This window comes from Synechococcus sp. BIOS-U3-1 (assembly GCF_014279975.1).
In the GTDB taxonomy this organism is placed as follows: Bacteria; Cyanobacteriota; Cyanobacteriia; order PCC-6307; family Cyanobiaceae; genus Synechococcus_C.
In genome coordinates, this window is sequence record NZ_CP047936.1 from 527496 (window position 1) to 554377 (window position 26882).

Consider the following 26882-nt stretch of genomic DNA (forward strand, 5'->3'; position numbering starts at 1 on the left):
AAGTAGCGAGTAAGCGAAAAAGAAGGGTCTCTGTATCAGGCGACTGACGCTGCTGCGCGATCGAAGTAGGTTCCGATCTCGCTGCTCAGCGAGGCGCAATCACCAGAAGAGATGCCTGCTTTGTCGTTCACGATTCCCAGGGCGGCTTCCTTCATGAGGTTGACGCCGGCAGCCACGGATGCACCGGGAGTTCCAAGAGCGAGATAGGTCTCGCGCAGACCGTTCAGGCAACGATCTTCCATAACGGAAGCATCACCGGTGAACACGGAATAGGTGACATAGCGAAGGATGATCTCCATATCGCGTAGGCAGGCTGCCATGCGACGGGAGGTATAGGCGTTGCCCCCTGGAGCGATCAGGGCAGGCTGCTGAGCAAACAGCTCACGGGCAGCGTTGGCAACGATGGTGGAGGCGTTGCTGGAGATGCGGTTCACAGCGTCCAGACGCTTGTTGCTGTCAGAGACGACGGCGGCGAGTGCATCAATCTCGCTGTTGTTGATGAACTGTCCCCTGGCGTCGGCCTGGGCGACAACCTTGGTGAAGGCGTCGAACATTTGGAACTCCTCTTGGCAGCGTCTAAGTGGGTGTCACAGACACCGGAGGGACATCGTAAAAGTCCCGTCGGGGTCGATAGCGATTCTCGCTAAGTGGTCGAAGCGCATCCGATTGCTGTTCATAATGCTTAATCCCCTGTCAAAGCAGGGCTTTGACCAGGTCAGATCCGGACGCCGGCAATTAGAGGTCAAACAGCACATCGTGGATGTATGCCTCGGTCCATTCACCGCCATGGAATCGAGTCAGCATCCCCCGGGCAGGGTCCTTCTCTGCTCTGTAATTGGTGTACCGCCGTTGTCCTGCCAGGAGATGCTCCATGCGTTGATCGGAGACAGGGATGGCTGCAGCGGCCAGTTCCAGATAAAGGTTGAGATAGTCGTTGAAGGCTGGTCGCACCACGCTTTTGATGAGCTGATCGCCTTCTTCTCCTAGAGGCAGTCGAGTCCAGAGGAACCCCGGCGAGAAGAAGGGCTGGGCTTCGTCAGGAATTGGGCCTCCATCTGGTAATTGGGAACGCCAGCGATCAAAGATCGGCATCAAACGATCCCAAACTCCTTGAGTGTGTTCGTTGTCCTGCTTGTCAGCCGGTTGAAGATCGAGCGCTAGCAAGTGACCCGATGGCAGGGTGACGAGGTCTCCACCGAAGAAGGGCAAGTCATATCGCGGTAGCGGATTGATCACAAAGTTCAAAACCGATGCTGATGAGCCAGCACTGACGCAAGCGGCCCTCACCTGACGGAATTTCTTGGTCTTGCAGGCCCAGGTGGCCGTGGTCACGGCGATAGGTTTCGCTTTCGATCCTGTTTGATCCTGTTTGAGCAGAAATGCATCGTTGACCGGATAAGGCTCGAGCTTTAACGGTTGCAGAGCGTCGACAGCGTCCTCAAGGAACGGCTGCCAGCTCCAGTCTGCAATGGCAACAGGATCAAGGCTGTTGCGTCGGGTTGAACTCATTGCTTGGCAGATGCTGGGAAAAGAAATTCGCTCAGAAATCGGTCAGACCACTCTTTGCCGAAGTGACTGGTGAAGAGTCCGTGAGCAGGGTCTCGTTCAGCGCTGTAAACGTCATAGTTGTCCTGCAGGCGCTTCACTTCATCCGACTGAATCAGCGCATCGTTGTTGAGGGCGTCGTCGTGAAGCTCCCAGTAGGCCTTTAGAAATGCACTGAATGCAGGCGGTAAAGAGGTCTCCGCTTGATCAGCTCCGCCACGACAAAATAACAACCAGGATGAGAAATACTGGTTCGGATCAAACGAACGCATTGTCTCTTCCCCGTTCAGATCAGGAAATTTTTGATTGAGTTGCTTGAGTCCTGAAAAGTATCGGTCGAGATAATTTGAATCTTGGACCAGAGGTTGAAAATCGAGAACGGCAACGAGCTTTTGCCGTGCACCAAACCAGAGCAGATCGACTCCCATAAGCGGGTGGTCAAGGCTGTAATCGGGGTAGGCGACGGAATTCAGAACCTGAAGCTTGTCACCAGCATCCAGCCTGGTAACCCGCCAGCGACGAAAATTCGGGACTTCCCAAAGCCAACTGCGGATCACGCTGGTGCCTTTTTTGGATCGGCATTCTTCGAGCCCAGTGGGCACCTCAATGGCCTTACCGCCTCTTTGCTGGATGCCGTTGTGAAGTTCCTTGAGAAATGGGTCAAACACGTTTCAGCTCTCCTGGATTGGAGGATTGTTGTCGGCTTTCTCTCTGGTGGCTGACGAAAGTGCAGCAATATCAGCGTCACTAGGGCAGCGGAATTCTGTGCAGTACGTGGTCATGGCGACACCATTGAGAAACTGCACCGAACTCACCCGCATTCTGATTTGGTCATTCACAAACCAGCATCGTTCGATACCTGTGTTGGTGTCATATCGGGTTTTGATCGTCAACACTCCATCGTCAGCAAACGAATAGGTGCTGACGACAGATTTTTTTTCCACATAACCAACATCTCTCAAGAGAAAACCCCGACGGGGATCTTCTGGGTTAGGAGCATCCACAACCACTGCGGCGTAGTCGTTGTTGCGAGTGTCTTCCATCAGGTTGCTCTCCCACCAAAATCGGGCCCCGCCGCTCGTATCGCTGGTCTTCACGTTCAGCGCTGAGCAAACTTTTTCAACAACTGGGTCATTGGTGTCGAACGGTTCGATGATCAGATTTGAATCCGCAGCTTCATCGTCTTGGCAATCCAGGTGATGGACCACTCGACGATTCAACCAAGTACCCCGACTTGCTTCAAAAAAGCTGGCCATCGTCATTGGGACCTGATCTACTGAATTCATGAGCTGCTGCTCTGAGCGTTCCGTTGGCTCTTCAGTTGATTCAACACTTCGTCAATACGTGTGAGCTCAGGATGCTCACTGAGTGTCGCGTCAATTTTTTTTTGGGATAGCCGGAGTTTTTTCCCTAGCCCAAGGACATCGTTGTAAAGCCGATCTCGGTAAGCAGAAAGCTCGTCGATGGATTCCTGTAATTCTTCAACTGTGGGCGCTTGCTCAGGAGGCTGATCCGTCATGTTGAGAGGAGAAACAGACAAGCGGCTGGAAGCTTACCCGTCTCCTGATGCAGCCTGCTCGCCGGCGTTGTGATTGGTGACCTAACAGTTGACAAAGCGTGTTTGGTCGTTGGATCGGCTGTTGGCGCTCTGGTTCCTGAAGCCAGTTTTGTCTGTTGTGAGGGTTGCAAGGTGACGAACTCTTGCGTGATAAGCAAATCCCGCACCACTGCTTGGTTAACCCGGCTTAGTTTGTTGAAGCGCTTCCAACCCCTTGGGTTTATCAGCCATCAGATCAAGTCACCTCTCAAAAGGCCTTGTTCTGTGGTTGCTCTCGGCATTAGAAGCCTCTCCCCCACAAAATTGTCTGGCCCAAAATGCTCGACGCATTCTCCCGTTCGGTCGTCAGCGCTGACGCCAAAACCGCTCCTGTTGGCGGTAGTGATCTCGCTGGCCTTCGTACCTATGTCAGCCAAGGCAATAAGCGCCTGGATGCTGTCAACGCCATCACCTCCAATGCTTCCTGCATCGTTTCCGATGCTGTGACTGGCATGATCTGCGAGAACACCGGCCTGATTCAGGCTGGTGGTAATTGCTATCCCAACCGCCGCATGGCTGCATGCCTGCGTGATGGTGAGATCGTGCTTCGCTACATCAGCTATGCCCTTCTCGCTGGCGACGCTTCCGTGCTGGACGATCGCTGCCTGAACGGTCTGAAGGAGACCTACATCGCCCTGGGCGTTCCCACCCAGTCGGCAGCTCGTGCCGTAGCCATCATGAAGGCTTCTGCAACGGCTCACATCGCTGAAACCAACACCCCTGGTCTGGGTGGCAAGCGTTTCCGCAAGATGGAGACCACCCAAGGTGACTGTTCAGCTCTGGTGGCTGAAGCTGGTGCCTACTTCGATCGCGTGATCGGCGCCGTTTCCTGAACGGCTTCTCGCTTTCTTTTCAGACACTCTCCCTCTTAAAGGAACCCATCAATGAAGTCCGTCGTTACCACAGTTGTGACTGCTGCAGACGCAGCAGGTCGCTTCCCTTCCCAGAACGATCTTGAAGCCGTTCAGGGCAATATCCAACGTGCCGCTGCCCGCCTTGAAGCTGCTGAAAAGCTGGCTGCAGGTTTGGATGCCGTCACCCGTGAAGCTGGTGATGCCTGCTTCAACAAGTACGCCTATCTGAAGCAGCCCGGTGAGGCTGGTGATAGCCAGGTCAAGGTTGACAAGTGCTACCGCGATCTCGGCCACTATCTCCGTCTGATCAACTACTGCCTCGTTGTCGGCGGTACTGGCCCTCTCGACGAATGGGGAATTGCAGGTGCGCGTGAGGTCTATCGCTCCCTGGCACTGCCCACTGGTCCTTACGTCGAGGCGCTGACCTACACACGTGACCGAGCTTGCGCTCCTCGCGATATGAGCCCCCAGGCTCTTAACGAGTTCAAGTCTTATTTGGACTATGTGATTAACGCTCTTTCCTGAGTTTTATTCACCATTAAGTACTCAATCAGGGATGCTTCGGCATCCCTTTTTTAATGTCTAGCTGTCTTCTGATTTTTGCAGTCGATCAATGGCAAGGTTCATGACTCTGCTGACGACTGGATCAGATTCTTGTTCACTTAGTCTCAGAAGAATTGGAATGCTTGATGTGCATTCAAGCTTCATTAGCGATAGCGCACTGTTTTTCCTCACCCAACTATCGGAATCCGAAAGGGCTTTGACCAGGAATGATTCTCCCCATTCAGCATCTTCAAGGTTCCCAATAAGTGTGACTGCTTCTGATCGAATTTCTGAGCATGAGTCGCTCAGTGCGCGACACAGCAGATCTCTATCTTTTTGAGCATCAAGAGACTGAATCTGACTGCCTAAAGCAGAGATCGCTGCTTTACGAACACTTGGATGAGTTGACTGTGCGGCATCTCGCAGAGCTTCCGGGGCACGATCACCAATGAATGCAAGGGCCCAATTGGCTAGACCAATTTGCATTTCAGAACTTTCTGCTTTTTTGAGAATGCTCAAAATTGCTTCAACGGCATCAGTGCCAATGGCCGCCATGGCACCCATGGCCGATCCTTGTACGACGGAATCTTCATCGTTGAGAAAGGCATCAGTCAGAGCCGCGAGACTTGCGGGGTCTGAGATCAAAGTCAGTGTTTTTGCAGCAGCTCTCCGAACGGTGACTTGATCGCTCAGCAGCATGGCCTGAGACAAGGAAGGAACGGCTGCTTTCCCTACTGATCCAAGGCTATCGGCAAAGCGCAGTCTCAGTAGACCGCGTGGATCTCCGAGGCCAGCTACCATCGTGGCGATCGACTGAGGATCAGCATCAATCGGAAGACCTGCTTTTAGTTTTTCTTTGAGATGAGTCGCCAGATCAAGTGCTTCTTCTTCGTTTAGCTGAACAACAGCTGAATGATTCAAAGATTTTTTTTCTTGAAAAATTGGTTTTGGAAATTCTTCTTTTTCCATCACCCTGGCCGCTGACTTTGTTAAACCTGACCCCGACCTTAGCCCACACCATGACCATTTTTGTTGTCTCCCATAATCTGCAAGTCACGTCAGCTCGTGTTCCTGCTCTTTCTGCGGTTGCATTGGCCGAAGCCTTGAAGGATCAATCAAACTCTTTTACGGTTGCCGAGCCCCTGAACCACCCTCATTGGTTGATTAGGTTGGAGTCAGCATTGGATGCCAATGCTATGGCTCATGAACTTGTGAAAGCGTGGAAGGGGTTTCGACATTCTGCAGGGCATGCATGTGATCACGATTGCCTTGCACTTGGTGGCCGTAAAGATACACCGGGATCAGCCGGATCACCTCTTCAAGAAGGGGCTTGGGGTGTTGATGTGGTTGAGTGTGCCGAGCCAGATCAATTCTTAGTGAGTATTAACTGGGAAGGCCTGAAAGGTGGACGACCCAGTGATGCGATTTTCGAAGTGAAAGGTTAGTTTAATTGATCTGAAAAAAAACTCTTATTTGCGACGTTGTCGGCGACCGCGTTGAGATTTTTTGTCTGTATTTTTAGATTCACTTGCATCACTATTTGCGCTTGTGCCTTTGGATAGCGAGTTTCTTGTGAGAGGCCTGTTCTCCTTCGCATTTGAGGGTGTCTTTTTTTTGGAAATATCTTTTTCTATGCTCTCAGTATGAATTGAGCCAATATTCATCGACGTAACGCTAAATCCAGCGCGGTGCATGACTTGCATTCCGTGCGACAAGCCTTCAAAAGGGATATTAAAATTGACCGATAACGAGGGCCTCGATCGATTTGTAGCCATCGCTTGAACCTTGAATTGTTGTCCTGGAAATGGTCCCACAATGTTCATGTAACTGAGCGGAGTCTATAACGACTCTTCTCTGAGGTCCGCTCAGTTAGTTTTTGTTGATGAGTTTGAGTTTGGTAAAGACTTCTTGTTTGATCATGCGGTAAAATTTTTACACCATTTCTTTTTTTAATGACGGGTCGGTTTGACAATATTCATCCTGAGCTCACATGCCAGCATGCACGGCAAATCCTTCTCCAGCCTGTAAATGAGCTTGACGCGCAGAGTGATTATTATATGGCGGCGTCTCATTTGATCAATTGCCCTGGTCCTGAAACTGAAAAGTTATTGGCCGAGTTGCTTGAACGCTCTCAAAATGATCAAGCAGTTAAAATTGCAAAACGAAAAGCAGTCGAGGTTTTAGGAAGGCTGGGCGCGACTTCTTTGATTCCCATTGTTGGTCAATGCCTATGGTCTGATGATCAATATCTTGTGGAAAATACCATCTATGCGTTGATGCAGTTGAAGTGCAATGAGCCAAGATTGATACAAAAAATGCAAGATCTCCTGCAGGAAAATATTTGCAATCAGCGTGTTTTGATTCAGTGCTTGTCGAGTCTTTCTGCTCATCAAAGTCTTCCTTTGTTGAGTACATTTCAGTTAGCAGAATCTCCTGGTGTTCGAGGAGCTGCTATCTCAGCAATCGCCAAGCTCTCCGGAAATACAACACAACTCTCGAGTATTGTTAATCATCTGACCCTTCCGAATCAGATGGATCGGCAGTGTGCTATCCAGGATTTAATTGATGCTGGATCTCTGGAACATCTATCTGCAATTGCTGCATCGCCGGTGTCTCCAGCTTTTCGCTTACGTGCTTTCAGATTGCTGATTACACCTCAAAGCCTATATCCTGAGCCGGCAACTTTTCTCGATCTTGTTGATTCTTTGTTGGTTGATGATCCCGACGACATTGAGATCGTGCATCGATACGATGTTGAGCCTGATATTGATTTTCTGGTTCGCGATCTTTTTAATACAGATTTCAGTCGTTGCTATCTTGCTTTAAAGTCACTTCGCCAATGTTCTACGGAACTTCTTTGGCCATTGATTTCAAAAATGTGGGAAGAAGAGGCTCATAATGATTATGGAGCGCATTACTTTTTTATGAGGCTATTTGGCTCTAGAGCAGACTGGCCAGATCACTCAATCATCCCGATTGTCGATATCTTAAAAAGTGCTGCGATTAATAAGCGTCCGCAATTTCAGAAAAGCCGTTCAGCAGCCATGTATGCAATTTTTCAGTTGAATCCCGGTCTCTTCTTCGAACTGGTCCCCAGATTTTTAGATCAAACATGCTGTCCTCCTTGGGATTGCCGCTATGTTTTGATCATGGCTATTGAATCAATTTCGAAGCAAGAAAGCCATCATCAGGTTGCTCACTTGCTGGAGCTGTTGGCTGATGATAATGATGATTTCGTTCGGGCTAGGTTGGCTTTAAATAATAGTTTGTGACTAGTTGCGATGAGTTGATATGAATTTCTCTTATCACTCGACTAAGGTGCGGTGCTAAAATAAAAGTAGTATATTTCTAAGCATTAATATGAGTTCATCAGGCTATTCTTTTGACTCACTTTTTGCTGATCTGTCTCATCCAAACCCGAACATCCGCTTTGATGCGTGTTCCCTTCTCGCGGAATACTTCCCCGATGAGGCCCTGCCAAAATTGTTTGTGCTGATGCATGATTCTGACCCAGGTGTCTATCGGACTGCCGTCAAGGCATTGGGAATGCTTGGCCACCGCAGTCTTCCTGGTTTGATTCAGTTGTTTACTGATTCAGATAACGGAACAATTAGGGCTTGTTGCATTAAGGCGATTGTTCAGGTATCAGTCCATTGCCCGGATAAGGCGTTCCCCATCGAAGTGCTGACTATGCTTGAACAGGCAATGGATGATTCCAATCCTGTTGTTGCTCAATCTGCTTTGATGACACTGGGCCATCTATCGAAGATGGCACCAGAGGAAGATCGAGTGATCCCACTCCTCATTAAGGCGTGCGATAGCAGCAACATTGCCCATGTTCAAGGTGCGGCAATGTCACTTGCTGAAGTTGACTCTCCGTTGGTCAACCAGTGTCTAAAAGGTCTTGTAGATGATGTCTCGAAAGATTCTTTGATTCGTGAAGTCGCTCAATCAAGTCTTGAAAGGCGCCAGAGCTTAGGTCTTAATTAATCAGAATTACGGTCTTTTTTTTAGTACATTTATGGCAACTTCCATGACTGATTTTACTTGTTGTTCTTTTTCTGTCTCCCATGCGGTTTTAAGTGCTCTGATTGCCGTTATAGCTTCCATTTTCATCAGTGCTAGTGACGCATTCTTGCGAACTTGTGCGGAATAATCGTAAAGCAACCTGCATAGTGTTTCGCTGGCATCTTCTGGCTCCAACGTTTTGCCGACCATCGTTGCTGCTTCAGCTCTGACTTCACTCGATTGGTCAGATAATGCCTGGATAAGTGTATTAATTGCTGATTGATTTTGTTCTGATTGAATTTGCTCTGCCAAGACTGTTATGGCTGCAATTCGAATTTCAATATTTTCTGATTTTGTTGCACGATTAAATGCATCTGGCGCTTTTGAACCGATAAAGCTTAAGGCTAAGTTGATCAGTCCCACTTGGAAGGCTGTGCAGTTCGGCTCGGTGAGAATTTTCAGTAGATCTTCAATGGCAGGCACTCCAATGGTTGCCATAGCGCCGGCCGAAGATCCTTGAACCACAGGATCTGGATCTGTTTTAAATGCCTCTATCAAATTGGGTAGGGCTTTTTCACTGCCAATGAGATTGAGTGTTTTTGCAGATGCGCGTCTAATGATGACATTTTCATTGTTCTTCATGGCATCGCACAAATATGGAATTGCTGCTTCGCCCACATTCCCCAGGCTTTGAGCGAATGTCAGTCGTAATGCACCGCGCTGATCTCCCAATCCAGCAACCATCTGCTGAATCGATGTTTGATCAGAATTTGGTGTTTCTTGATCTGCTAATTTTTGCTTTAATACCTCCGCTAATTCGAAAGCTTCCTGCTCGGTAAGGCTTTCGTTTTCATTTATGTTCTGATTTAATGTTGCCTCACTCATGGTCGTCATTCACTTGAATCTAATCTAATTGATTGGCTCGATGGTCTGTTGTTGGCGAGTGAATATACCAATGTCGATCAAAAAAAACCCCATCTGTTGATGGGGTAGGGTCGTATTGATCAAACTTATGTTTGGATCAGAAATGAACACCGAATGGACGGAATGGCACGTAATCGGTCATTTTGGGAGGATTATGTCCGCTGTATTGCTGCTGAGGCAGCTTCACCGGTGTCTTCTGTACAGCTGAGTAGGAGAAGGCTTGTGGTTTGGCTTCTTCTCTAGAAGCAATAGCCAGCGGATTGATGGTGCGGCTATTGCGACCCTGGGCATTGTCGCTGACGGCAACCTTCATGCCCCCAAGTTCACGCATCAGATTGAAGGAACGTGTAAACATCCCTGCATAGGAGTCGTGGCTTCTTTCGTAGGGGACGATGTCTGAGCCAAAGACCTCTGTGTATTCAGCTGAGTCTGTTAGTTTGTCAATCAGCGCATCAAAGCCCTCTTCTGCTTGAAGCTTGATGTGATTCTGAACCTCCGACTGGTTCAGAGGCGCACGGCCGAGCAAGTGTTTGAAGTTCAGTTCGATACCACGTTGGGCACCAACGGAATGGAAGAAATTGTCCTTGTAGAAGTTTGACTTGGCTAAGCCATTGACGAAATCCCGGACGGTGATTTCACCGTTCAGTAGTCGTGCTTCTAGTGATGTCTCTCTTTGGCTCTCTCTTGGATGAAGGTTGCCCATCACCTGACGATATGAAGCCGCGATAACGCGCTCAAGAGCTGCAGTGTTGTCGGGGTTGTACTGATCGAATACAGCTCCAAATGGACATTCGGCGTGTAATCGGGGTCCAATACCAATCCCCATAGAGGCACAGTGTTGCCGCTTGTACTCAGCGCGTACTCCTGCGACTGTTCGGTGTGCTGTGTTTTTACCGGCTTTGCTTTGTGTGGCGAAAGCGGCAGGTCCGGTTCGAGTAGCTGAAGTGAGTGACTTCAGGCTGGTTTCTGTGCCGAGCATGATGAGAATTGGGGGGATAGGTTTGATTGTTTGTCCCGAATTACTCCTGATAAATGCTTTAAATTTTCAAGCTCAAGAGCAAGTCGGTTGCAAACTTTGATGCAACAAGAAATCAAAAATTTGTTTTGCTATCACAGATTATTGGCATCATTCTGTTTGAACACTCAATAAACTGTGTGACTACGATTTGATTGTTTGCAGCAACTTTTGACTGTCCTGATTCACCCTTCCAGTGGTAGGTAAAAAAAAGGGTGGGCAGAAATGCCCACCCATGTCACATTGCTGAATTCAATCAACAGTTGAGCTGTGATCAGCCCAGTGAGTTGATCACATAGTCGAGCAGTTGGTTGTATGCGGTCAGAGCCTGGGGGCTCATATCGCGAGGGGCACAACCGTCGTTACGCATCTGGGAGAAACCAGCAACGTAGGTACCAGCATCGATGCTGAGGGCCTTGTAGACCTCTTTCTGGCCATTGATAGCCAGCTCGTCCAGAGGGCCGGTGCCGCCAGTGACGAGGCAGTAGTTGATCAGACGCAGGTAGTGAACGAAGTCACGCTTGCACTTCTCTTTGCCTTCGGTAGCGCACTGGCGAGGCTGACGGCCAGTAGCACCGTTGGGGTACTGAGCGTACACAGCATCAACTGCGCGCTGAGCGATGGCGTCGTAGCCAGAGGCCAGCTTTTCAGCAGCTTCCAGACGTGCAGATGCACGCTGGATGGAACCCTGAACGGATTCCATATCGGAAGAAGAAGGGAAGCGTGAAGCGCTATCGGCTGCGCCGACAACCGTGGTGATGACGGACTTCATGATGAAGGATGTGTGTTGTTTTGAACGATCAAACAGAAGTGGTTCAGCTGATGGCGCTGATCACCATGTCGAAGTAGCTGCCAGCTTCGGCAGACAGACTTGCGCAGTCACCCTGGGTGACAGCAGCCTTCTTGGCACCACTGTTGGTGTTGGTGATCAGAGCGCTTGAGGCAGCCTTCATGATGGCCACAGCGCGGGCAGCGGAACCTGTGGGAACGCCAAGAGCGGCGTAGGTTTCGCGGAGACCGTTCAGGCAGCGGTCCTGCAGCACGGAAGCGTCACCGGCGAGCAGGGCGTAGCTCACGTAGCGGAGAACGATTTCACCGTCGCGCAGGCAGGCAGCCATTTTGCGGTTGGTGTAAACACCACCGTTAGGGGCGGTCAGACCGGTGTTCTCGCAGCAGATACCTGCAACAGCATCAGAAACGATGCAGGCAGCGTTGCCGGAGATGGCGTTAACAGCGTCAAGGCGCTTGTTGCCTTCAGAAATGAAGGACTTGAGGGAGGCCAGCTCGCCTCCGCCGATGAAAGCGCCGCTGGAATCGGCCGAGACGGCCTTCCTGGAGAATGCGTCGAGCATGGGTGCTTCGGAAAGTTTAGAGGGGGATGCAAATCCGCATCACGAATGACGTTAACCCTGCTTTCTGCCTCGCCACCAAAAGCAGATTGTCAGGACACACAAGTTTGCAAAGCCAATTCGAAGGAAAAAATAAAATTCACTTAGTTCTCAAACTTTTGCCCCTGAACTCCCTGCGCTGCAGCCGAAGTTCATGGTTATGACATCTGTTTAAGGACCTGTTCGCAGCTCCATTTAAGTGGTAACCACTTTGCATTCAATTGAATCTCTTGCAAGAGTTCCATTTGGTCATTGAGTTCAAGGCTGAGGCAGGCCCATGCAGCTGCCACTCTGGATTTTGCATATTGAGGCAGTGTTTCTGCCAGGGCTGTTCGCACTAGATCACTGCGCTCATGCACTTGCTTCAGTCCGATCACGGCGGTGAGTAGGTAATTCGCCCCATAGTCACTCCAGAATTTGTCGTGAATGCGATCGATTGCGTCGAGCTGTTGTCGGCTGGGCATGTTCAACAGAGTGAGTGCTCCTCCGTATTGTTTCCCTTCATCGCGATGCTGAAGATTTTTTTCGATCTCACTTACTGAGCTTTCGCAAATCCATTCTTGTTGTATTGCCATATTCATTGGATTGTCTTGCAGCAGTGATGTGATCAGTTCTGTGAACGGTTCGGGGACAAGTCCCGTTTTTTCGGGATCCACGATTTGGAAGGCGCTTTTTGCTCTGAGGGGCATGGATACTGGAGATGTCACCAGATGTTTGAGAACGGATCTCTCGCCTGCATCTCCTAAGTCGATGACAGCAGATCGACGTCGTCCCGCGATGGGATCAGTCAGTTGAGGAATCAGCGGCTGCAGCCGATCAATCCGACCGTGCACTTTGGCTGCGTAGGCACGTGCAGCTCCAGCAACGAGTGGATTTGCATCTTGTTCCAGCACGGATATTTCACGGTCTCCCTCATTAATCCCGAGACGAGCATGCGCCTGGATGACCGATCGTTTTTGATTATCGCTGCCCTCTAAGGCATTGAGAAGAGTCTTGCGTTGCTGTTCATCGAGGACGGAGCCAATCTGAGCAATCGAGTCGACAGCATTGATGACTGAAGGCTCATCATCAAAAGCCAGTGCGCTGAAGAGTCCTGGTAATGCTCGTGAATCTCGGCGTCGCCCCAGAGCCTCCAACACCTTGCGGCGAGTAATTCGATTAAACAGGTTTTCTTGTTCAAGACCGATGGCTTCGATCAGAGCATCGAGTGATTCATCGCTTTGGCATGCAGCAAGGCGAGTGGCCGCCGTGTATTTCTCTACAGGATTTTTGAGGTCTTCAGGGTTTGTTTTGAGTAATTCTATGGCTTTTTCTTCTGGGAGTCCGGCAAAGAGAACATCAAATCGCTCAGACATAATTGATGACGCCGTCCGTTGTCTATTGTTTCCCTAACTCTACAGCCTGCGCCTTTGCAAGAGTGATCCCATTTAATGGTTTGCTTTTCTCTGTTAAAGTAATGTGCATTGACATGTAATTATGCCTGCCTCTGCAGAAGTGGAAAAAGCGTTGCCACGATTTGTGGACTTGGTTAATAACGACCAGGCAACGCAGGATCAGCTCAATCTCACTACTGATCTAGAAACACTTCGCCGGATCGTTCAATCTGTTGATGCCTCTCTAACTGGGTCAGCCTTGATACCCCTTGAGCAGGCAACTCGTGCCCCAAAGATTCTCGTCGATTCAGGCGTGATGGATCAAGAGATCCCTTGGCGATTGCTTCGCTGTACTGGTGGACCACTGGTCTTGCAATTAATCTGCAGCAAAGCCAATTTTGCGATCTGGATCGAGAGCTGCTGATGGAGGCTAAAGAGCTCACTCGTTTTGTTGGCGAAGTGATTCGTTCTCATGAACTCGCAACTGGTTTGAAACCTCTTGGTACTCATCAAGAGATCATTGCTTACGGGCAACGGCAGGGTTTTGATTTCAGCGAAGCAGAATGGAATTCATACTATGAGCGTGAATTTTCTGGTTTGTCAGTGGGCATACAACAGAAAGTTCTTGGTGCTGATCCAAAGCATTGGTCGTGGGCATTCCGTCAACTTACAGCTTGGAGAGCTATGCTCATGGAAGGGGCGGATAGTCATTCTGGATAATTTCCGCGCTTTGATCACTTTTACAGAGCTTTATTATGTCTGATGTAGAACAAGATCAAATTCTTGAACAGTTTATTGCATTAGCAAAGACAGATCAAATTCTTCAGGATGAAATCAAGTCAGCCCTTAACCAGGAACAAGTGATTGCAATTGCAGCTGAGCGAGGTTTTCAAATCGATCCCCTAGCAATTTTAAGAAAATGGAGCCAGCATACTGATTTTTCTAAGCCAACTTGGATGGGTTGGTTTGGTGAATAGCTTTATGTATTGATGTCGGCGTAACGTGTTTGTTTTCCACCTCGTTTTGCCCAATAGGTCACTAAATTTTCACCTCCAGGTCTTGGAACACTTGCAACAGCCCTGAGAATTTTAAATGAACGATTTGGCCCCATTGGCCAGTTGCCGACTGCTTTAACTTGTCTTACTTGGCCACCAATTTCGATCATACAGGCTTCAAACTTTTCCAGTTGTGTTTGATCAACAGTTTCAAATATAAAATCAGTTCCTTCGCAGATCAAATGTTGTGTGCGAATCCAGCCTTTAAGCTGTTTTTCACTTGTTTGCATTCACTGTTTTTCTTCTTCGATCCACATCGATGTAACTATATCAGAAATGTCCTCAATTCTTTGAAACTTGAGAGGTCCATGCTCTGAACCCCATTTCACTTGGTTTGTTTTCGGATCAAATCCTCTGTCTCGACTGACCCAGCTGTGTTGGTTGACTTCAACTTCGCTGACTAAATAAGTGAGCTCCCCATCTCGGGGAACTAAGCATTCATTTCCTGGCTCAACACCCCCCATGAAATGATTTGGCGTTGTTTCTATGAAATGCATTGAACAACCACAGCGTTTTTTGAGGGTTTTGACATCGAGTGAATCAAGTAATTCCGGATTTCTGCCTGAGCCTGCAAGCCTTGCCTTATTATCAAAATCAAAATTTTCAACAATGAAAATATTGTCTTTGTATGCGAGCCGATGAATTCCTTGTCGGTAGGGATTCCAAGGTGAGTAGTCATAGTATTGCTCTGAATAAAAACCAGGGCCTTTGAAAATAGCCCAAGGCAATGGTCGAAAGACAATATTAATTCGTGCAAAGTCTTTTGGTCGTTCTTGAGATTGGGCAAAATTATCGTAGATGCCCGACAGTGTTTTTGCGAATCTGATTTTATCTTTGTTTTCCATAGCTTGATTTAGTATTGTTTAGGTTACTGGGCGGAAATTTTTCTGACTTCAGACGCAAATGAAGCTTGAAGAATTCCAGAGCCAGCCGATGTTTTTAATACTGAAGATCGACAACGAACGTGTTCTGATATGAACCAAATTCGCTCTTCAGCAATTGATTGATCATAGTGAGTCTTGAGGATAAATGTTCCGTCGTCAAGAAATCGGTAGTCTGATTCCGCTGGTATTGATTCTGCGTAACCGACGCTTCTTAGAAGTTTTCCGGAGATTTTGTCAGCTGGGATTGGTACGATCAAGCATGAACCGCTTGACACTTCGCTTGGGTCATCAGGTTCCCAATCACTTTCAGCATTCCATTCCATACAAAATGGAGCTTGAAACTCACTATCTGATGGTTGAGTTGATACCTTGATAAGGTCTGAGACTTTTTCCTGATCATCTGTAAAATGCTTAATTGATATTTCGCTTAGTACGTCTTCGAATTGTTGAAATGCGAGGGAGTGTCCGCTTCTCATCGAGCGCCATTCTCCGATGCTTTGAGCAACGAACTGCTCAATATCCATCATTATTTCTGCCTTGGCTATTCAGCCCTTCATTGTTTTTGGGCAAATTTGCTTGCATCATGTTGACCATGGAGTCAACCATCATCGACATTGCCATAGGAACTGATGACACAGACTTGTTGAAATCGTCTGTTTGATTCGGATCAGATCTGTTCGTGTCTCTAAGAATTGGCATGTCAGGTTGTGTAGACGAGAAAACTAAGAGTTTGTCTGGCGAATTGATGGAATGGAGTTGGCGTGAGCTCACGCCAACTCCATTATCTCTGATCCAAACAACAATCAGAGCTCACCCCTCGAAGGGTTAAGCCTTCGAAATAGAAATGATCCGACCACCTTGGGCTTGGATGCTCTGAAGCGTTGCAGACATAGAACTTTGGCTGACCACTGATTTCTGCATTACACGGCGATTGGCACTGACCTGTCGACGCGTCGTCCAAAAAATTGAAATTGCATTGGCATTGCCAACGCTTTTGCGGTCAACGATGGCTGGTGCGTTTCCAGTGGAAAGACTACTCAACAGTTTGGAGCGATTGTTGGCTGCGTCATAGCCTGCGAAACCGGCATCGACTGCAATTCCACGTGTGTAATTGATGGTTCGTCCGCCACTGATTGATTGGCTTGAGCGATTGTGGGGCACTTGATCAATACCGAAGGCAGCCAAATATTCTTCGCTATAGGTATAGCTTGCAATCTCTGCGTCGTACCCTTCAGTGTTCATGCGGGTCACATGCTCCATCAGCTCTTGCTGATCATGGGGAGGTCTGCCCAGAAGATGTTTGAAATTGAGCTCTACAAACTGATAGGGACTTTTGTTTTCGAGGAAAAGTCTCTTGTAAGTGTCAGATTGTGCAAGTGCTGTAACGAAGCCCTGAACCGTAAGATCGCCATTCATAAACAAGGCTTCAAGAGACTTGTTGACATCAAGCTCCATGAGGTGACGGTTGCCGAAAACCTGTTTGTAGATGCTTTGAATCACTTCATCAGCATGTCCCAGATCTGCATTTGCCTGGGTCGCCAGTGTGGTGGTTTCCGTCATGTCTCAGGTGATTGGGTGATAGGTCATTTTTAGGCCTTTTGATCATCAAAAGGCCTATTCAACAAGTTGTTGTTGCAGATTTGGCTACATCACTTCAGTGATGGATACAATTTTTCCACCTCTGGCGTGGATATACTTCATCTGGCTGGACATATCTTTGCCTGACACCAGATAAGTGCTGCCTGCGGTGCGCTGCCTGGTACGGGCTGCTTGAGCAGAAACCACAATCCGGAAGCGCTTTTTGGTGGGATCTGGTGCACCAGATTGAACACCAGTTCTATTGATTCTGGTCGTTGTGGAACTCCAGCCCCCAGGCACCATCCCTGTTGCTACTGAAGTGACCAACGAGGAACTAGTCAGAACTGTGTCACTTGCTGCATACCCTTCGGCCAGCTTGAGATGACGGTTGAAGGCAACTTGCGAGCGGCCGTCTTCGGAGAGAATTCGTGCGAAGGGCACTGTGTCTTCCCCGAAAGTCCCTTGATATTCTTCGCAGTCAACGTAACTACAAATTTCCGCGTCGTAACCTCCTTCTGCCAGAATTCGTGTGTGCTCACTGATTTCTGCCTGGGACTTTGGTGCACGTCCGAGGAAATGCTTGAAGTTTAGTTCGATGAACCGATAAGGAGCATTTGTCTCGAAGAAACGCTTTTTGTATTCGGCAGAAAGACCTATCGCTCGAACAAATTCGCGGGTGCTCAGATAGCCATCGATGAATTTGCTTTCAGCTGTGACTGATCTTTCGAATTCCATCAGGTGAGGGTTGCCCATCACTTGTTTGTATGAGGCACGAATCAGTGCATTCAGTTGATCTGCGCTATCGCCAGGGCAACGTTGGAACGTTTCCTGCTCTCTTTGCCCTAGGCCAAAGAACACATAAGAATCTCCGCGCATTGGCGCGCTGTCGCCGCCGCTGGTGACCCCAGGCGCTTTGCTTGGGATCTGACCCCGGGAGAATGCTGTAGAGGGGCGAACTCCCAGGGCCTCAGAAGGACGACCGATGCGGGGGGCCATCCCTGACGCCATGCTGCTTGTCAGTGCACTACTGCCACCACGTGCGCTGTCACTTCCAGCAAAGCTCTTTTGCAATGCTGACAGCATTGGGAATGCTGATGTTGCGAGATCTGCAGGAGAACTCCAAGCACGGGCGTAGGGAACAATGTCACTGCCGAATACCTCCAGGTATTCCGCAGAATCGATGATGCTGTCGATCAGTGCTGCGTGGCCACTTTGAGCCTGCAAGCTGATTTTTTGGGACATCTCAGCCTGCGAATGCGGAGCGCGGCCCAAGAGATGCTTGAAGTTCAGTTCGATTCCACGCTGTGGAGCAACTGCCGAGAAGAAGCGAGATTTGTAGAAACTTGACTTTGCTAGCCCTCTGATGAAGTTTCTGACATCGAGATCGCCGTTACGCAGCTGCGCTTCTAGTTCATTGCAGCGTTCGTAATCCATGACGTGCGCGTTGCCGAAGACCTGTCGGTAACCGGCAGCAATGACTTGATCGAGTGATGCCTGGTCGTCTGGGCTGTAGCACTCTGCGGTGACGCGGTGCGGACAATCCTCATGGCTGCGAGGTCCCACGCCGATCGACATCTGATCGCAGGACTGTTTGAGAAACTCGCCAATGGTCAGTGCAGGCTTCTGAGTGTTCTGTCCTTTTCTTTGGAAGCTGACAGGGCTATTCCACTTGGTTTCAGCGCCGAATCCGTTCGAGGTTTGGTTGGTTGCCATGGTTCAGATCAATGATTAGGTGTTTGGTTTTGGTCGAATGCTTGCTCTGATGCGATCAGGTCACCGGAGTGATGCTTGCGATCTTTCCGCCTTCTCGGTGAATCCTTTTGAATTGTTCGGACAGCTTGTCGAACGGAACGTAGAAGACGCGATTACTGCGTGTGTAGCGAGAGATTCGCCGCACGTTGTTGGCGCTGTAGCCAGTGACTTCCACTCGGTAGGTCACTCCCTCCTCGCCTGCACCAGCACCCAGTCGGGTTGGTGCATCCTGAAGGTTGGTCGAGGGGCGGAAACTCCAGCCTGTGGCCAGAGGGGATGACGGAGGAACCACTGGAAGTGGCAGGTTCTGGTAGGCCGCACCACCAAGCTTGCTGCGGTTGCCTGACAAATCACCTTTCAGGCTGCTGCTGCTGTTGCCACGCAGCAACTGGAAGCTCCAGGTGAATTCCTGGAGCGTTGTGCAGCACTCAGTTTTCCAACCCCGTTGATAGGGAACAACCCATTCACCGTATGCATTCTGGTAGTCGGCCGAATCCAGAAAACTGTCGATATCTGCCTCGTACCCCTTGCTGTCTAGGCGCTCTGCATGGGTGCGCATTTCTTGGAAGTCTTCAGGAGCCCTTCCGAGGAAGTGGCGGAAGGCCAGCTCGATATAGCGATAGCGCGCACAGGTATCGAAGAAGCGTGAGCGGTAGAGCTCGCTCTTAGCGATGCGTCGTACCAGCTCTCGCACGCTGATCTCGCCGAGCTTGAACTGCGATTCGGCAATGATTTGGCGCTCGCTTTCCATGACGTAAGCGTTGCCAAGCACCTGCTGATACACCTTGCGGATGATCTGCTCCTTTTTGGCATCGTCGTCGCCAGGGAGTAGTTCGAGGGGTGCTTCACTCTCGTCCGAGAAGCGCTCGACCCCCAAAAGCGAGGCAGGACCAAAGGGCATGAAGGTTCTCGCGATATTCGCTGACCCATCGTCAGTCAGAACTGCCGTGCGTGAGCGCCTTCTTTATAAAGCTCAATCAAGTGTGTCTAAATATTGCGTGACATGACAATTTGGGGCTCCTGGAAGGGCTTTGAAGAAGAAATCAGTTTTGTTCTGACGAACTATTTTTTGCTCTCAGCGACTCCAGGCTTGTGCGCGTCGAGCTGCGTGTTAAGGGATTCCATTGATCAAGTTCAAGGGCGTCACGGTTCAGCAAGGCTTCCAATTGCTGGTCGAGACCTCGGCAAAGACTGAAGTCAGCACCCCGAATTGAATCGACGCAGTCCAGAGCTGCAGATTCCAGGTTTGCGCCTCGGAAATCGGCCATATCAAGTTGGCTGGTTCCAAAGCGCGTGCCTCTGCACATCGCACCACGCAAGTTGGCGTGTCGAAGATCTGCTCCCGCCATCGCCGTGCCATCGAGAATGGCGCCGCTGAGGTTGGTCCCGCTGAGATAGGCGCCCATTAAGACAGCTTTTCGCAGGTCAACCCCTCTTAAATCTGCATTATTGAGAAATGCACCATTCAGTTTTGCCCCTGGACCAACGGCTCCGCTATTTCGATGATCGAAATTGTCCGGAAATTGGGTGTTTGAGTCGTAAATCGCCAGACGCAGATCTGCACCATCCATCTTGCATAGGCTTAAATTGCTGCCCCGCAGGTTGCAACGGCAGAGCAAAGCGCCGCTGAGGTCACATTTCCCCAAATCCTGTTGGCTCCAGTCGGAACCGCGAGCATCGATTGATGATCCTTGTGCATCTCCAGGAGTTTGCGTTTCGGGCGCCGTCCAGGTGCGAAGGTCGATGAATTGAGACGTCAGAGCCCAGGCCTCCTTGATTGAGTTGCCGAGAGGCTAGCTCTCTCGAGTCAGAACAATATTAATGAATAGGAGCTAAATCGTAATTGTCTTTGAGATTAACTAGGCCCTTGCATGCCTTTTGAATTGCGTGCTTGGTTTTGGTTTGCGAGAGCCATAAAAAAGCACCGACTGATCAAGTCGGTGCTTTGATCCTCAATCCTTAGTTGGGATTGAATTTACAAACCAGGGCCTAAAGGGTTACGCCCAGGTTTTTGCAGTTTTAGATTGATACATGCGCTGGAATGCTCCGCTGTAAGGGTCTTTGACTGCCTTGGAGTAAACGAAACCACTCACGTCATACCCAGCTCCGGATTGTGAAATCCGTCGAGCATTGGTGAATTCCATCACTAGTTGGCTGCGAGACTCGATTGTGGTATCAGAAGCAGCGTTTGCTGGAGTGACTCTCGCCAGATTTGTGAAAGTGGAGCAATAGGCACCAGCAGCTGAAGTCCAGGCGCGTGGATATGGAACAGTGTCTGTTCCAAACACTTCCAAATACTCTCCAGAATGAGTGATCTTATAAACCAATGCATCAAAACCACTTTCTGCGATCAGCGTGATGGCCGCACTCACTTCAGCTTGATTGATTGGGGGTCTACCAAGCAGATGCTTGTAATTCAATTCAATGCCACGAATTGGAGAAACACGATGGAAATACGTCTCTTTGTAGAGATCTGACTTGGCGAGCCCTGCTACGAAATCTCTCACGCTGATTTCGCCGTTGCTGAGCTGCGATTCCAGTTCAGTACAGCGCTGATTGCCCATAGGGCCGAGGTTTCCGAAAACCTGCTTGTAGCTTGCTGCGATAGCTGTCTCTAGGGCCTCACTTCCATTGGCTGCATAAACTTCGTTCACACTGCTGAAAGGGCATTCGCTATGAAGCCTTGGCCCGATGCCAATGCCCATGGCAGAACAAAGGTTCTCTTTGTACTCCTCAGTTGTTGAAGCTGCCTGCCCCTTTCGCGCTATCAAGTTTCCCTTCTCAGATTCCTGGCGATAGAGATTGGTAGCAGTGTTTTGTATTGCTTTTGTAGAATTGCCTGCGGCGTAAGAAACGCGGTACAGGTTCGTGAAATCGCGTGTCGGCTTGATGGCGACCATTACTGATCTCAAAGAGGTACTTGTGATCAGACACTAATCGCGTTCACTGATGAACTCCTCAGAGTCGCTGGGCTTGCAACAAAATGTTTACTCGCGGTTCTTCGATTTTCTTAATGATCGGCGATTGGACACTTCATGATTCTTAGCATTTGGTTTTGATGGTCGATTGATTGATTTCGTATGGCCTTATTTTGATGATTCACTGGAGTTCTTCGATTGAAAGCCCCGATCAACTTGTCAATCCATCAAGAGAGATGGATTTTGCCTGGTCAGTTGTAACTGGAATTGGATTCCGGACCCAGCTCGATTGAATTAGCGAGTGCTATACATTTCTGCTGCCACAATCAGAAGAACTCTGATCAGTTCAAAGGCCCCAATGGCTGCCAAACCAAGCCAGGCCTTTTTGGCCCACTCAGGAGTTTTGATGTAAGCAGGGACAAGGGTTTCAATTTCAATCCGGGCTTGTAGTTTCTGATCCCAGAGTTGATCTCTCCAGTCGCTTCCGTAGCGAGGAAATTGCTGGTAGATCGGCATCACTCCTGTTGAGGCGCCTGGAATAACCCGTGATCTTTGACTTGGAACATCGTCATAGCCAAATGAATCGAGATATTCGCTGCTATCGAGTACAGCATCAACAAAGCTGCTAAAGCCCTTGTCTGCGATCAGGATTGACCAACTAATGCGTTCACTTTGCCCATGTACTTCCCTTCCTAAAACGCGTCCAACGACCTGGTCGACCAACCTGTAATTCGTGCTGCAGGACACATATCCTTCTTGGAAGCGTCTTGACAGCAACAATCCTCGTATAAAATCTCTGGCTGTGATGCTTCCATCGCGGAACTGAGACTCAAGATTCACGTCGCGATCACATTTCATGGCGTGAAAGAAGATCTGGCGATAGGCCTGCTCGATCTGTGCGCTCCGGTCTTCGCGGTTTGGGAATGTCGCGCGATTGAGCTCCGACTTCAGGCCGCCTTGGTCGCCGACACGATTATTTTGGCTGGTCAGCGGGTAGTCGAGCAGCTGAAGCGCCATCCGTATAAATGCTCAGTCAATGCTGCTCATTTTATGTCTGCAGCACTGTCTTTCTGCTGCGTGCCGTCGTGTCTCTTCATCTCCTTGCGAATCATGTTGCAAAGATGGGTTAGCGCGTCACCTAGTGCTTTGGCTTCTGCTCCCGCTCCAAGCCTGCTGTAACTGGCCACAGAATGCACGCGTAGGCGATCCAGAGCCAGCAGTAATGCAGGCACAGGAACATCTAGCAGTGCGTAAAGCTCCGCTAGGCATCGCATGCCGTCACTGTCTGTGACATCGGTCCTGCGTAAAGCGCTTCCGTAAATGCTGACCCGCAGAAAATGGAAGCAGTCGCGCCAGCACGCCTCGGCCCGAAGCTGCGGAAACAATTTGCCGCCCGGTTGCACCAGTTCGGGTTGCTCACTGAGAAGATCTGCACGCGACTGGTCGACAAGATGCGAAACCTGTCCTTGCAGTGCAATCAGCGGAGCGGCTTCAACACCTGACCAGCCACAACACAATTGAATTTCCTCGTCGCTCAGCAAGCGTTTGTGCTGATCTGCTTCATCGATCAGATCACGTAGTTGTCCTGGAATGCTGCGATCTCCACTGAGTCCACACACCTTTGACTGTTGCGCCAGTTCTTTGATTTGTTCTGCTGAAGTGGAACTCACGGATGAACGACTTTGTTTCTGGAAGTGATGGGAAGAATCGGGCATGCGGTCAGCCAGCCATGGCGTTCCAGATAGAACGCCCAGGCAATCTCCTGGCCGACGCCTGGGCAGTGACGGGGGATGGCATCCGCGATTGGCTCACTCACTCCAAGACGCTTCAGTAGTGCTCCTACATCAGAAGCAGACCTGACTGACGTGCTGCGGATGGCAGCACCAACAACCCATGTGAGCTTGGTTGCTTCCAATGGGCAGGCGTCGCTTTCGCAGGCGAGCAGTACATTCCCAGGCTCTGCCATGGCTGCGAAGGTGTCCTGCCAGAGCTGAAGGTCATCGGGTTTCAGATTGAGTCGCAGGATCTGATCTCCGACCGAATGGAGCTGTTCGTTTTCATCTCCGACCCCCTCGAGCAATGACATGAGGTTGGCCTGCTGTGATCCATCCATCGCTCAAATCCGGCCTAGAGGACTGTATCCGTACTGTTTGGAATCTCTGGTGCCCATCGTCAGAGATGTCACCAGAAGCCGTAGGGAGCCAGCCTGAGTTGAGTTGACGCCATGTCCTCCTGGACAACCCACGCACGATGGATACCATCGGGCCGTCACTGCTCTTGTCCCATGGCTGCAGCTGAATCCAATGTGTTGATGGTCCAGCAGCTCAGTCGACAGCTGCATGCAGTCAGTGAGATTGCTGAATCACTCACGTTGCGTTTGCTCGCCCTGGAGGAACGTTTTGAGCAGTTGCATCTGAATGGGTTGTCTGATGGATCAGACCCTGTGCCGGATGAAACCAGTCAACAGCTGCTTGAAGAGAGTGGTGATCGTCTCAGGCATCTTCAGGGGTTGCTGGATGAGGAAGCTCCTGGCCAGATGCTTGCACTCGTTACCCCAACAGTCGAAGAGCTGATGTCTGTCTGCGCGGATGAAGTGATCTCTGATCGTGAAGGTTTGGATGATCTTGAGGACGAGCTTGAGCCCACTCTCAATGAAACGGTCTACGTGGATGACCCGCAGATCGCCCCTTCTCGTGATGAATTGAATGATCTGGATGAAGATGATCAGATTGATCTCTTGAGTGCCTGATGATTTGAGTTCAAGGCCGCTTCAGATACTCACAGCTCGAGGAGGCGAACTCTGAACTGAGCGATCTGGCGGGCTTGTTTTGGTTCTGACTGCACGAAGGGATGGTCGTTCAAATGTTTAATCACTATTTCAATTTTTTCATCGATTGATTTGTCTTCGAGCTCGCCGAGTTTGAGACACTCTTTCCAGGCTGGATCGAACACCATGGCGAAGCCATCGGCATTGTTGAATTGTCGATCGTCGTTAACCGGTATTGGAATCAATGATCGATTCTGCGAAGTGCCAGGACCAGGATTTGATTTACTAGCAGCGACCAAGGCAGTGCTTTTAAGCAGACCTTTGATTTGCTGCTCCCACACCGCGTCCGTACTCTTGGTTCGGTTTGGTGGTAGGTCCTTCGCCTTCCTGGTGGGTGGCGTTGGTACGGGAACTCTATGTCTCGCTCTCTTCCTCAGAACTGGATCGACGGCACCCTTCACACCCTCAATGTGGTGCGTGATCTGGGATGGGGAGGGGCGATCGTTCATCCATCCCTCGCTGTCTTCCGCCAGAAACCGAGCGCCAAAAGTAGGAAGACCAAGCATCTTCAATGGCGTTTCCTACCGGAAAAGGCAGATGATCCGCGTCCCTTCGCGGGAAGAACCAATCGAGGACAAGGCAAGCGACTTTCGATCGAAGGCACCTGTGGGACGACTGACCCCTGGGAAGCGGCAACCATTGCTGTCACTGTTTCGCTGGAGCGGTGGAGATCCCTGCATCAGCAACTGGAGCAGCAGCAGCGTGAACAAGATCAGGCACTTTCGGCCTATTGGCAACGCTGGTATGCCCGTCAAGAGCAGCAACCAAGGAGCAATCACAATCGCTGGTTAATTGATAAGTGGAACCTTTGGAATGGATCCATAGGGCTGGGTCTCCAACCTTGGGCGACAACCAAGAGCATTGAGCGAATTTCCAGCAACGATTTTCTTGAGTTCTTCTTGATCGTGCGTAAGCATTGTGAATTAAAGGGCATCTCCCTAGACGACACCAGACGCCAATACAAAGCTCTGATCCGGAATCTTTTCATGGAGGCAAGAGCAGATTTTCCTGCTCTGACGTGCCCTGATTTTCAGCAATAAAAATATAGTACCGATTACGACAGCAGGCTCATAGCCGTGTAATGAGTAAGTATCAATGTTGGATTGCTTGGCAATTTGGCGGCGCAGGCGCGACTTGCTGCACCCGTATCGATTCCTGCTGCTTGAACAACATTCGCTTCATGTGTACATCGCGGCTAAGGCTTGCCTCTTGGGTGGGATCAACCTGCCTTTGCCTTTAATGAGATGTGATCGATGTTGTCTATTTTTCCAAGCTGTGCGCCGTTGTTGGGTTCGTGATCTCTCTCCCTCTCTCTCCCTCTCTCTCTCATAGATTTGCGGGATTGGGCGGTTATCCCACTCTGATCAGTTCCTCAGTGAAATAGTCCTAGCTCATACGATGTGCTCTGTTATTTTTGACCCATGACAGAGATGAGTGGAGACAGAGAAGTCAGCAACAAGAAAAAAGATTGTGGTGGAAAAAAGAAAGCAATGCTTGCTTATGGCTTAATTCAAATATCTGCCACCGTTGTGTCGGCTATTTCACTGGCCGCAATCGCCTTGGGTCTTTGCGCTGTTAAGCAGGAGAGCAAGTTGTTTAATGGATGCGTCGAAATGGTCATCGCCGATGGGAAGACCAATGCTGAAGCAGTTCGCTTCTGCAATGGCGGCTGAGTCCTCTCTTGTGTGCTTTCCTCTATTCAATTGGGAGGCACCTGCAAAAAAAATCTTCTTTCAATAGAAGATTTGAGTGGTGTGTACGACGTTTAATCCTATAGTTACATTGCGTGGAGCTCAACTGTTTAACTTGATTGAAGCTTTTTATAGAAGAGCTTTGTGGCTAGGGAGCGTCAGTAAAAAAGCGATACCGATTCATGTTCGTTGGCTGGGAATCGTCGAGTTTGATTTGGATGTCCTTTCAGGCGTCGATCATTGCTTTGAAAGTCTGGCCTGACTATCTTGGGAGAAAATTCTTGTATCCATGTCTCGCAGGGTTAAAACCATTGCTTCAGCACTGTGTGTGCTTGCAATTGGATCTCCGTTGGTAGCTGGTTGCACGGACCCATTGGCGACGAAATCTTTTAATAGCGGAGTGGAAGAATATGAACAAGGCGATTATCAAGGAGCGATTGAAAGTTTCACAAAAGCAATAGCAATCAACCCCCAGGATGCCGATTATTATTACGTTCGTGGTAATTCTAGGTTTGAATTAAAGGATTTTGAAGGAGCAGCTGCTGACTACACAAAGGCAATAGAAATTAATCCAAGGCTAGCCTCTTCCTACTCTAATCGCGGTGCTTCTAAGGATTATTTGGGTGATTATCAAGGAGCAATTTCTGATTTCACAACGGCAATTGAAATCAATCCTCAAGATGCCGATTTCTATTATAACCGGGGTAATTCCAAGGGACAGTTAAAAGATTATCAAGGAGCAATTGCCGATCTCGACATGGTCATCAAGCTCAATCCGCAGTATGCCGATGCCTATCTCACTCGTGGTAACGCGAAAGAGTTTGTCAATGATCTTGCTGGTGCCTGTGCTGACTGGAACAAGGCAGCTGATATGGGACTCAAAGAGCCTGCTGAATGGGTGCAAAACCAGTGTTGATTGGTGCTCTGTTC

General features: G+C 49.5%; 35 protein-coding genes. 12 read left to right on the forward strand and 23 right to left on the reverse strand.

The features are described 5' to 3' along the window. Positions 1-35: 35 nt before the first annotated feature. The 5 genes from SynBIOSU31_RS02560 to SynBIOSU31_RS02580 form a co-directional block, all read right to left on the reverse strand. On the reverse strand, positions 36-554 hold the full coding sequence (locus SynBIOSU31_RS02560; RefSeq protein WP_186491825.1) for a phycocyanin subunit beta: 519 nt from the start codon (positions 552-554) through the stop codon (positions 36-38). A gap of 181 nt (positions 555-735) precedes the next feature. Next, entirely contained in the window at positions 736-1509 is a 774-nt protein-coding gene (locus SynBIOSU31_RS02565; RefSeq protein WP_186491827.1) for a phycoerythrobilin:ferredoxin oxidoreductase, read from the reverse strand. After that, positions 1506-2213 carry a 15,16-dihydrobiliverdin:ferredoxin oxidoreductase gene (locus tag SynBIOSU31_RS02570; RefSeq protein WP_186491828.1) on the reverse strand — a complete coding sequence of 236 codons (708 nt, stop codon included), beginning with the start codon at positions 2211-2213 and terminating at the stop codon, positions 1506-1508. Before SynBIOSU31_RS02570 ends, SynBIOSU31_RS02565 begins: the two co-directional genes overlap by 4 nt. Before the next feature lie 3 nt (positions 2214-2216). Next, a complete protein-coding gene (locus tag SynBIOSU31_RS02575) occupies positions 2217-2831 on the reverse strand; it encodes a phycobiliprotein lyase (RefSeq protein WP_255477315.1) in 615 nt (204 codons plus the stop codon). Next, positions 2828-3064 carry a hypothetical protein gene (locus SynBIOSU31_RS02580; RefSeq protein WP_186491829.1) on the reverse strand — a complete coding sequence of 79 codons (237 nt, stop codon included), beginning with the start codon at positions 3062-3064 and terminating at the stop codon, positions 2828-2830. The genes SynBIOSU31_RS02575 and SynBIOSU31_RS02580 overlap by 4 nt, the downstream gene beginning before the upstream one ends. Before the next feature lie 356 nt (positions 3065-3420). On the opposite strand from SynBIOSU31_RS02580, the gene cpeB reads away from it, so the two are divergent. Together cpeB and cpeA are read left to right on the forward strand one after the other, a co-directional pair. Then, on the forward strand, positions 3421-3975 hold the full coding sequence (cpeB, locus tag SynBIOSU31_RS02585) for a class 1 C-phycoerythrin subunit beta (protein ID WP_186491830.1): 555 nt from the start codon (positions 3421-3423) through the stop codon (positions 3973-3975). 51 nt (positions 3976-4026) lie between these two features. Next, positions 4027-4521, forward strand: coding sequence for a class 1 C-phycoerythrin subunit alpha (cpeA, locus tag SynBIOSU31_RS02590; protein ID WP_186491833.1), 495 nt, complete (start codon positions 4027-4029; stop codon positions 4519-4521). Positions 4522-4578: 57 nt separating this feature from the next. Here the strand turns inward: cpeA and SynBIOSU31_RS02595 are convergent, their stop codons facing one another. Further along, complete coding sequence (locus tag SynBIOSU31_RS02595) at positions 4579-5508, reverse strand: HEAT repeat domain-containing protein (RefSeq protein ID WP_186491835.1); 930 nt, start codon at positions 5506-5508, stop codon at positions 4579-4581. Between SynBIOSU31_RS02595 and SynBIOSU31_RS02600 the strand changes: the two genes are divergently transcribed. The 3 genes from SynBIOSU31_RS02600 (at position 5487) to SynBIOSU31_RS02610 (ending at position 8529) form a co-directional block, all read left to right on the forward strand. Further along, positions 5487-5984: a DUF2656 family protein gene (locus SynBIOSU31_RS02600; protein ID WP_370593659.1), complete on the forward strand. Its 498-nt coding sequence runs from the start codon at positions 5487-5489 to the stop codon at positions 5982-5984. The two genes, SynBIOSU31_RS02595 and SynBIOSU31_RS02600, sit on opposite strands and share 22 nt — an antisense overlap. A gap of 507 nt (positions 5985-6491) precedes the next feature. Continuing rightward, on the forward strand, positions 6492-7811 hold the full coding sequence (locus tag SynBIOSU31_RS02605; protein WP_186491837.1) for a HEAT repeat domain-containing protein: 1320 nt from the start codon (positions 6492-6494) through the stop codon (positions 7809-7811). Positions 7812-7899: 88 nt separating this feature from the next. Then, positions 7900-8529 (forward strand): HEAT repeat domain-containing protein, encoded by a 630-nt coding sequence (locus SynBIOSU31_RS02610; RefSeq protein WP_186491839.1) that lies wholly within the window; start codon positions 7900-7902, stop codon positions 8527-8529. A 6-nt stretch (positions 8530-8535) separates the two neighbouring features. On the opposite strand, the gene SynBIOSU31_RS02615 is transcribed toward SynBIOSU31_RS02610, so the two are convergent. From SynBIOSU31_RS02615 to SynBIOSU31_RS02635, 5 genes are all read right to left on the reverse strand, one after another. Continuing rightward, the gene (locus SynBIOSU31_RS02615) at positions 8536-9441 is read right to left on the reverse strand and encodes a HEAT repeat domain-containing protein (RefSeq protein WP_370593660.1); all 906 of its coding nucleotides are present in this window, start codon (positions 9439-9441) and stop codon (positions 8536-8538) included. A 127-nt stretch (positions 9442-9568) separates the two neighbouring features. Beyond that, positions 9569-10450: a phycobilisome rod-core linker polypeptide gene (locus tag SynBIOSU31_RS02620; RefSeq protein ID WP_186491841.1), complete on the reverse strand. Its 882-nt coding sequence runs from the start codon at positions 10448-10450 to the stop codon at positions 9569-9571. A gap of 310 nt (positions 10451-10760) precedes the next feature. After that, the gene (gene mpeA, locus SynBIOSU31_RS02625; RefSeq protein WP_186491846.1) at positions 10761-11258 is read right to left on the reverse strand and encodes a class 2 C-phycoerythrin subunit alpha; all 498 of its coding nucleotides are present in this window, start codon (positions 11256-11258) and stop codon (positions 10761-10763) included. A gap of 43 nt (positions 11259-11301) precedes the next feature. Beyond that, positions 11302-11838 (reverse strand): bleomycin hydrolase, encoded by a 537-nt coding sequence (locus tag SynBIOSU31_RS02630; RefSeq protein WP_186491847.1) that lies wholly within the window; start codon positions 11836-11838, stop codon positions 11302-11304. Between the two features lie 194 nt (positions 11839-12032). After that, positions 12033-13229 carry a HEAT repeat domain-containing protein gene (locus SynBIOSU31_RS02635; protein ID WP_186491848.1) on the reverse strand — a complete coding sequence of 399 codons (1197 nt, stop codon included), beginning with the start codon at positions 13227-13229 and terminating at the stop codon, positions 12033-12035. 121 nt (positions 13230-13350) lie between these two features. On the opposite strand from SynBIOSU31_RS02635, the gene SynBIOSU31_RS14670 reads away from it, so the two are divergent. Genes SynBIOSU31_RS14670 through SynBIOSU31_RS02645 form a run of 3 tightly spaced genes read left to right on the forward strand, consistent with a single transcriptional unit; the run spans position 13351 to position 14224 of the window. Next, positions 13351-13671: a hypothetical protein gene (locus SynBIOSU31_RS14670; RefSeq protein ID WP_255477316.1), complete on the forward strand. Its 321-nt coding sequence runs from the start codon at positions 13351-13353 to the stop codon at positions 13669-13671. Beyond that, complete coding sequence (locus tag SynBIOSU31_RS02640) at positions 13581-13967, forward strand: Nif11-like leader peptide family natural product precursor (RefSeq protein ID WP_255477317.1); 387 nt, start codon at positions 13581-13583, stop codon at positions 13965-13967. Before SynBIOSU31_RS14670 ends, SynBIOSU31_RS02640 begins: the two co-directional genes overlap by 91 nt. Positions 13968-14002: 35 nt before the next feature. Continuing rightward, positions 14003-14224, forward strand: coding sequence for a Nif11-like leader peptide family natural product precursor (locus tag SynBIOSU31_RS02645; protein WP_186491853.1), 222 nt, complete (start codon positions 14003-14005; stop codon positions 14222-14224). Between the two features lie 2 nt (positions 14225-14226). Here SynBIOSU31_RS02645 and SynBIOSU31_RS02650 read toward each other — a convergent pair whose 3' ends face one another. From SynBIOSU31_RS02650 to SynBIOSU31_RS02700, 11 genes are all read right to left on the reverse strand, one after another. Continuing rightward, positions 14227-14532 (reverse strand): CpeR family transcriptional regulator, encoded by a 306-nt coding sequence (locus tag SynBIOSU31_RS02650; protein ID WP_186491855.1) that lies wholly within the window; start codon positions 14530-14532, stop codon positions 14227-14229. Then, on the reverse strand, positions 14533-15147 hold the full coding sequence (locus SynBIOSU31_RS02655) for a chromophore lyase CpcT/CpeT (RefSeq protein WP_186491857.1): 615 nt from the start codon (positions 15145-15147) through the stop codon (positions 14533-14535). A 23-nt stretch (positions 15148-15170) separates the two neighbouring features. Then, positions 15171-15710 (reverse strand): phycobiliprotein lyase, encoded by a 540-nt coding sequence (locus SynBIOSU31_RS02660; protein WP_186492798.1) that lies wholly within the window; start codon positions 15708-15710, stop codon positions 15171-15173. 301 nt (positions 15711-16011) lie between these two features. Further along, positions 16012-16746, reverse strand: coding sequence for a phycobilisome rod-core linker polypeptide (locus SynBIOSU31_RS02665; protein ID WP_186491859.1), 735 nt, complete (start codon positions 16744-16746; stop codon positions 16012-16014). A gap of 84 nt (positions 16747-16830) precedes the next feature. Next, a complete protein-coding gene (locus SynBIOSU31_RS02670; protein WP_186491860.1) occupies positions 16831-18477 on the reverse strand; it encodes a phycobilisome rod-core linker polypeptide in 1647 nt (548 codons plus the stop codon). A 55-nt stretch (positions 18478-18532) separates the two neighbouring features. Beyond that, positions 18533-19417, reverse strand: a complete 885-nt coding sequence (locus SynBIOSU31_RS02675; RefSeq protein ID WP_186491862.1) for a phycobilisome linker polypeptide — start codon at positions 19415-19417, stop codon at positions 18533-18535. A 142-nt stretch (positions 19418-19559) separates the two neighbouring features. Continuing rightward, positions 19560-20162 carry a pentapeptide repeat-containing protein gene (locus SynBIOSU31_RS02680; protein ID WP_370593662.1) on the reverse strand — a complete coding sequence of 201 codons (603 nt, stop codon included), beginning with the start codon at positions 20160-20162 and terminating at the stop codon, positions 19560-19562. 351 nt (positions 20163-20513) lie between these two features. Continuing rightward, positions 20514-21416, reverse strand: a complete 903-nt coding sequence (locus SynBIOSU31_RS02685; RefSeq protein ID WP_186491864.1) for a phycobilisome rod-core linker polypeptide — start codon at positions 21414-21416, stop codon at positions 20514-20516. Positions 21417-21728: 312 nt separating this feature from the next. Continuing rightward, entirely contained in the window at positions 21729-22451 is a 723-nt protein-coding gene (locus tag SynBIOSU31_RS02690) for a phycobilisome rod-core linker polypeptide (protein ID WP_186491866.1), read from the reverse strand. Positions 22452-22477: 26 nt separating this feature from the next. After that, complete coding sequence (locus tag SynBIOSU31_RS02695) at positions 22478-23104, reverse strand: phycobilisome polypeptide (protein WP_186491868.1); 627 nt, start codon at positions 23102-23104, stop codon at positions 22478-22480. Continuing rightward, the gene (locus SynBIOSU31_RS02700) at positions 23101-23547 is read right to left on the reverse strand and encodes a hypothetical protein (RefSeq protein ID WP_186491870.1); all 447 of its coding nucleotides are present in this window, start codon (positions 23545-23547) and stop codon (positions 23101-23103) included. Before SynBIOSU31_RS02700 ends, SynBIOSU31_RS02695 begins: the two co-directional genes overlap by 4 nt. A gap of 171 nt (positions 23548-23718) precedes the next feature. On the opposite strand from SynBIOSU31_RS02700, the gene SynBIOSU31_RS02705 reads away from it, so the two are divergent. Beyond that, positions 23719-24183, forward strand: a complete 465-nt coding sequence (locus tag SynBIOSU31_RS02705) for a hypothetical protein (RefSeq protein ID WP_186491871.1) — start codon at positions 23719-23721, stop codon at positions 24181-24183. 29 nt (positions 24184-24212) lie between these two features. On the opposite strand, the gene SynBIOSU31_RS02710 is transcribed toward SynBIOSU31_RS02705, so the two are convergent. After that, entirely contained in the window at positions 24213-24542 is a 330-nt protein-coding gene (locus SynBIOSU31_RS02710; protein ID WP_370593663.1) for a hypothetical protein, read from the reverse strand. Between the two features lie 75 nt (positions 24543-24617). On the opposite strand from SynBIOSU31_RS02710, the gene SynBIOSU31_RS02715 reads away from it, so the two are divergent. From SynBIOSU31_RS02715 to SynBIOSU31_RS02725, 3 genes are all read left to right on the forward strand, one after another. Beyond that, positions 24618-25301 carry a hypothetical protein gene (locus tag SynBIOSU31_RS02715; protein ID WP_186491873.1) on the forward strand — a complete coding sequence of 228 codons (684 nt, stop codon included), beginning with the start codon at positions 24618-24620 and terminating at the stop codon, positions 25299-25301. Between the two features lie 390 nt (positions 25302-25691). Then, positions 25692-25934 carry a hypothetical protein gene (locus tag SynBIOSU31_RS02720; RefSeq protein WP_186492801.1) on the forward strand — a complete coding sequence of 81 codons (243 nt, stop codon included), beginning with the start codon at positions 25692-25694 and terminating at the stop codon, positions 25932-25934. A gap of 307 nt (positions 25935-26241) precedes the next feature. Continuing rightward, a complete protein-coding gene (locus tag SynBIOSU31_RS02725; RefSeq protein WP_186491875.1) occupies positions 26242-26868 on the forward strand; it encodes a tetratricopeptide repeat protein in 627 nt (208 codons plus the stop codon). Positions 26869-26882: the final 14 nt, after the last annotated feature.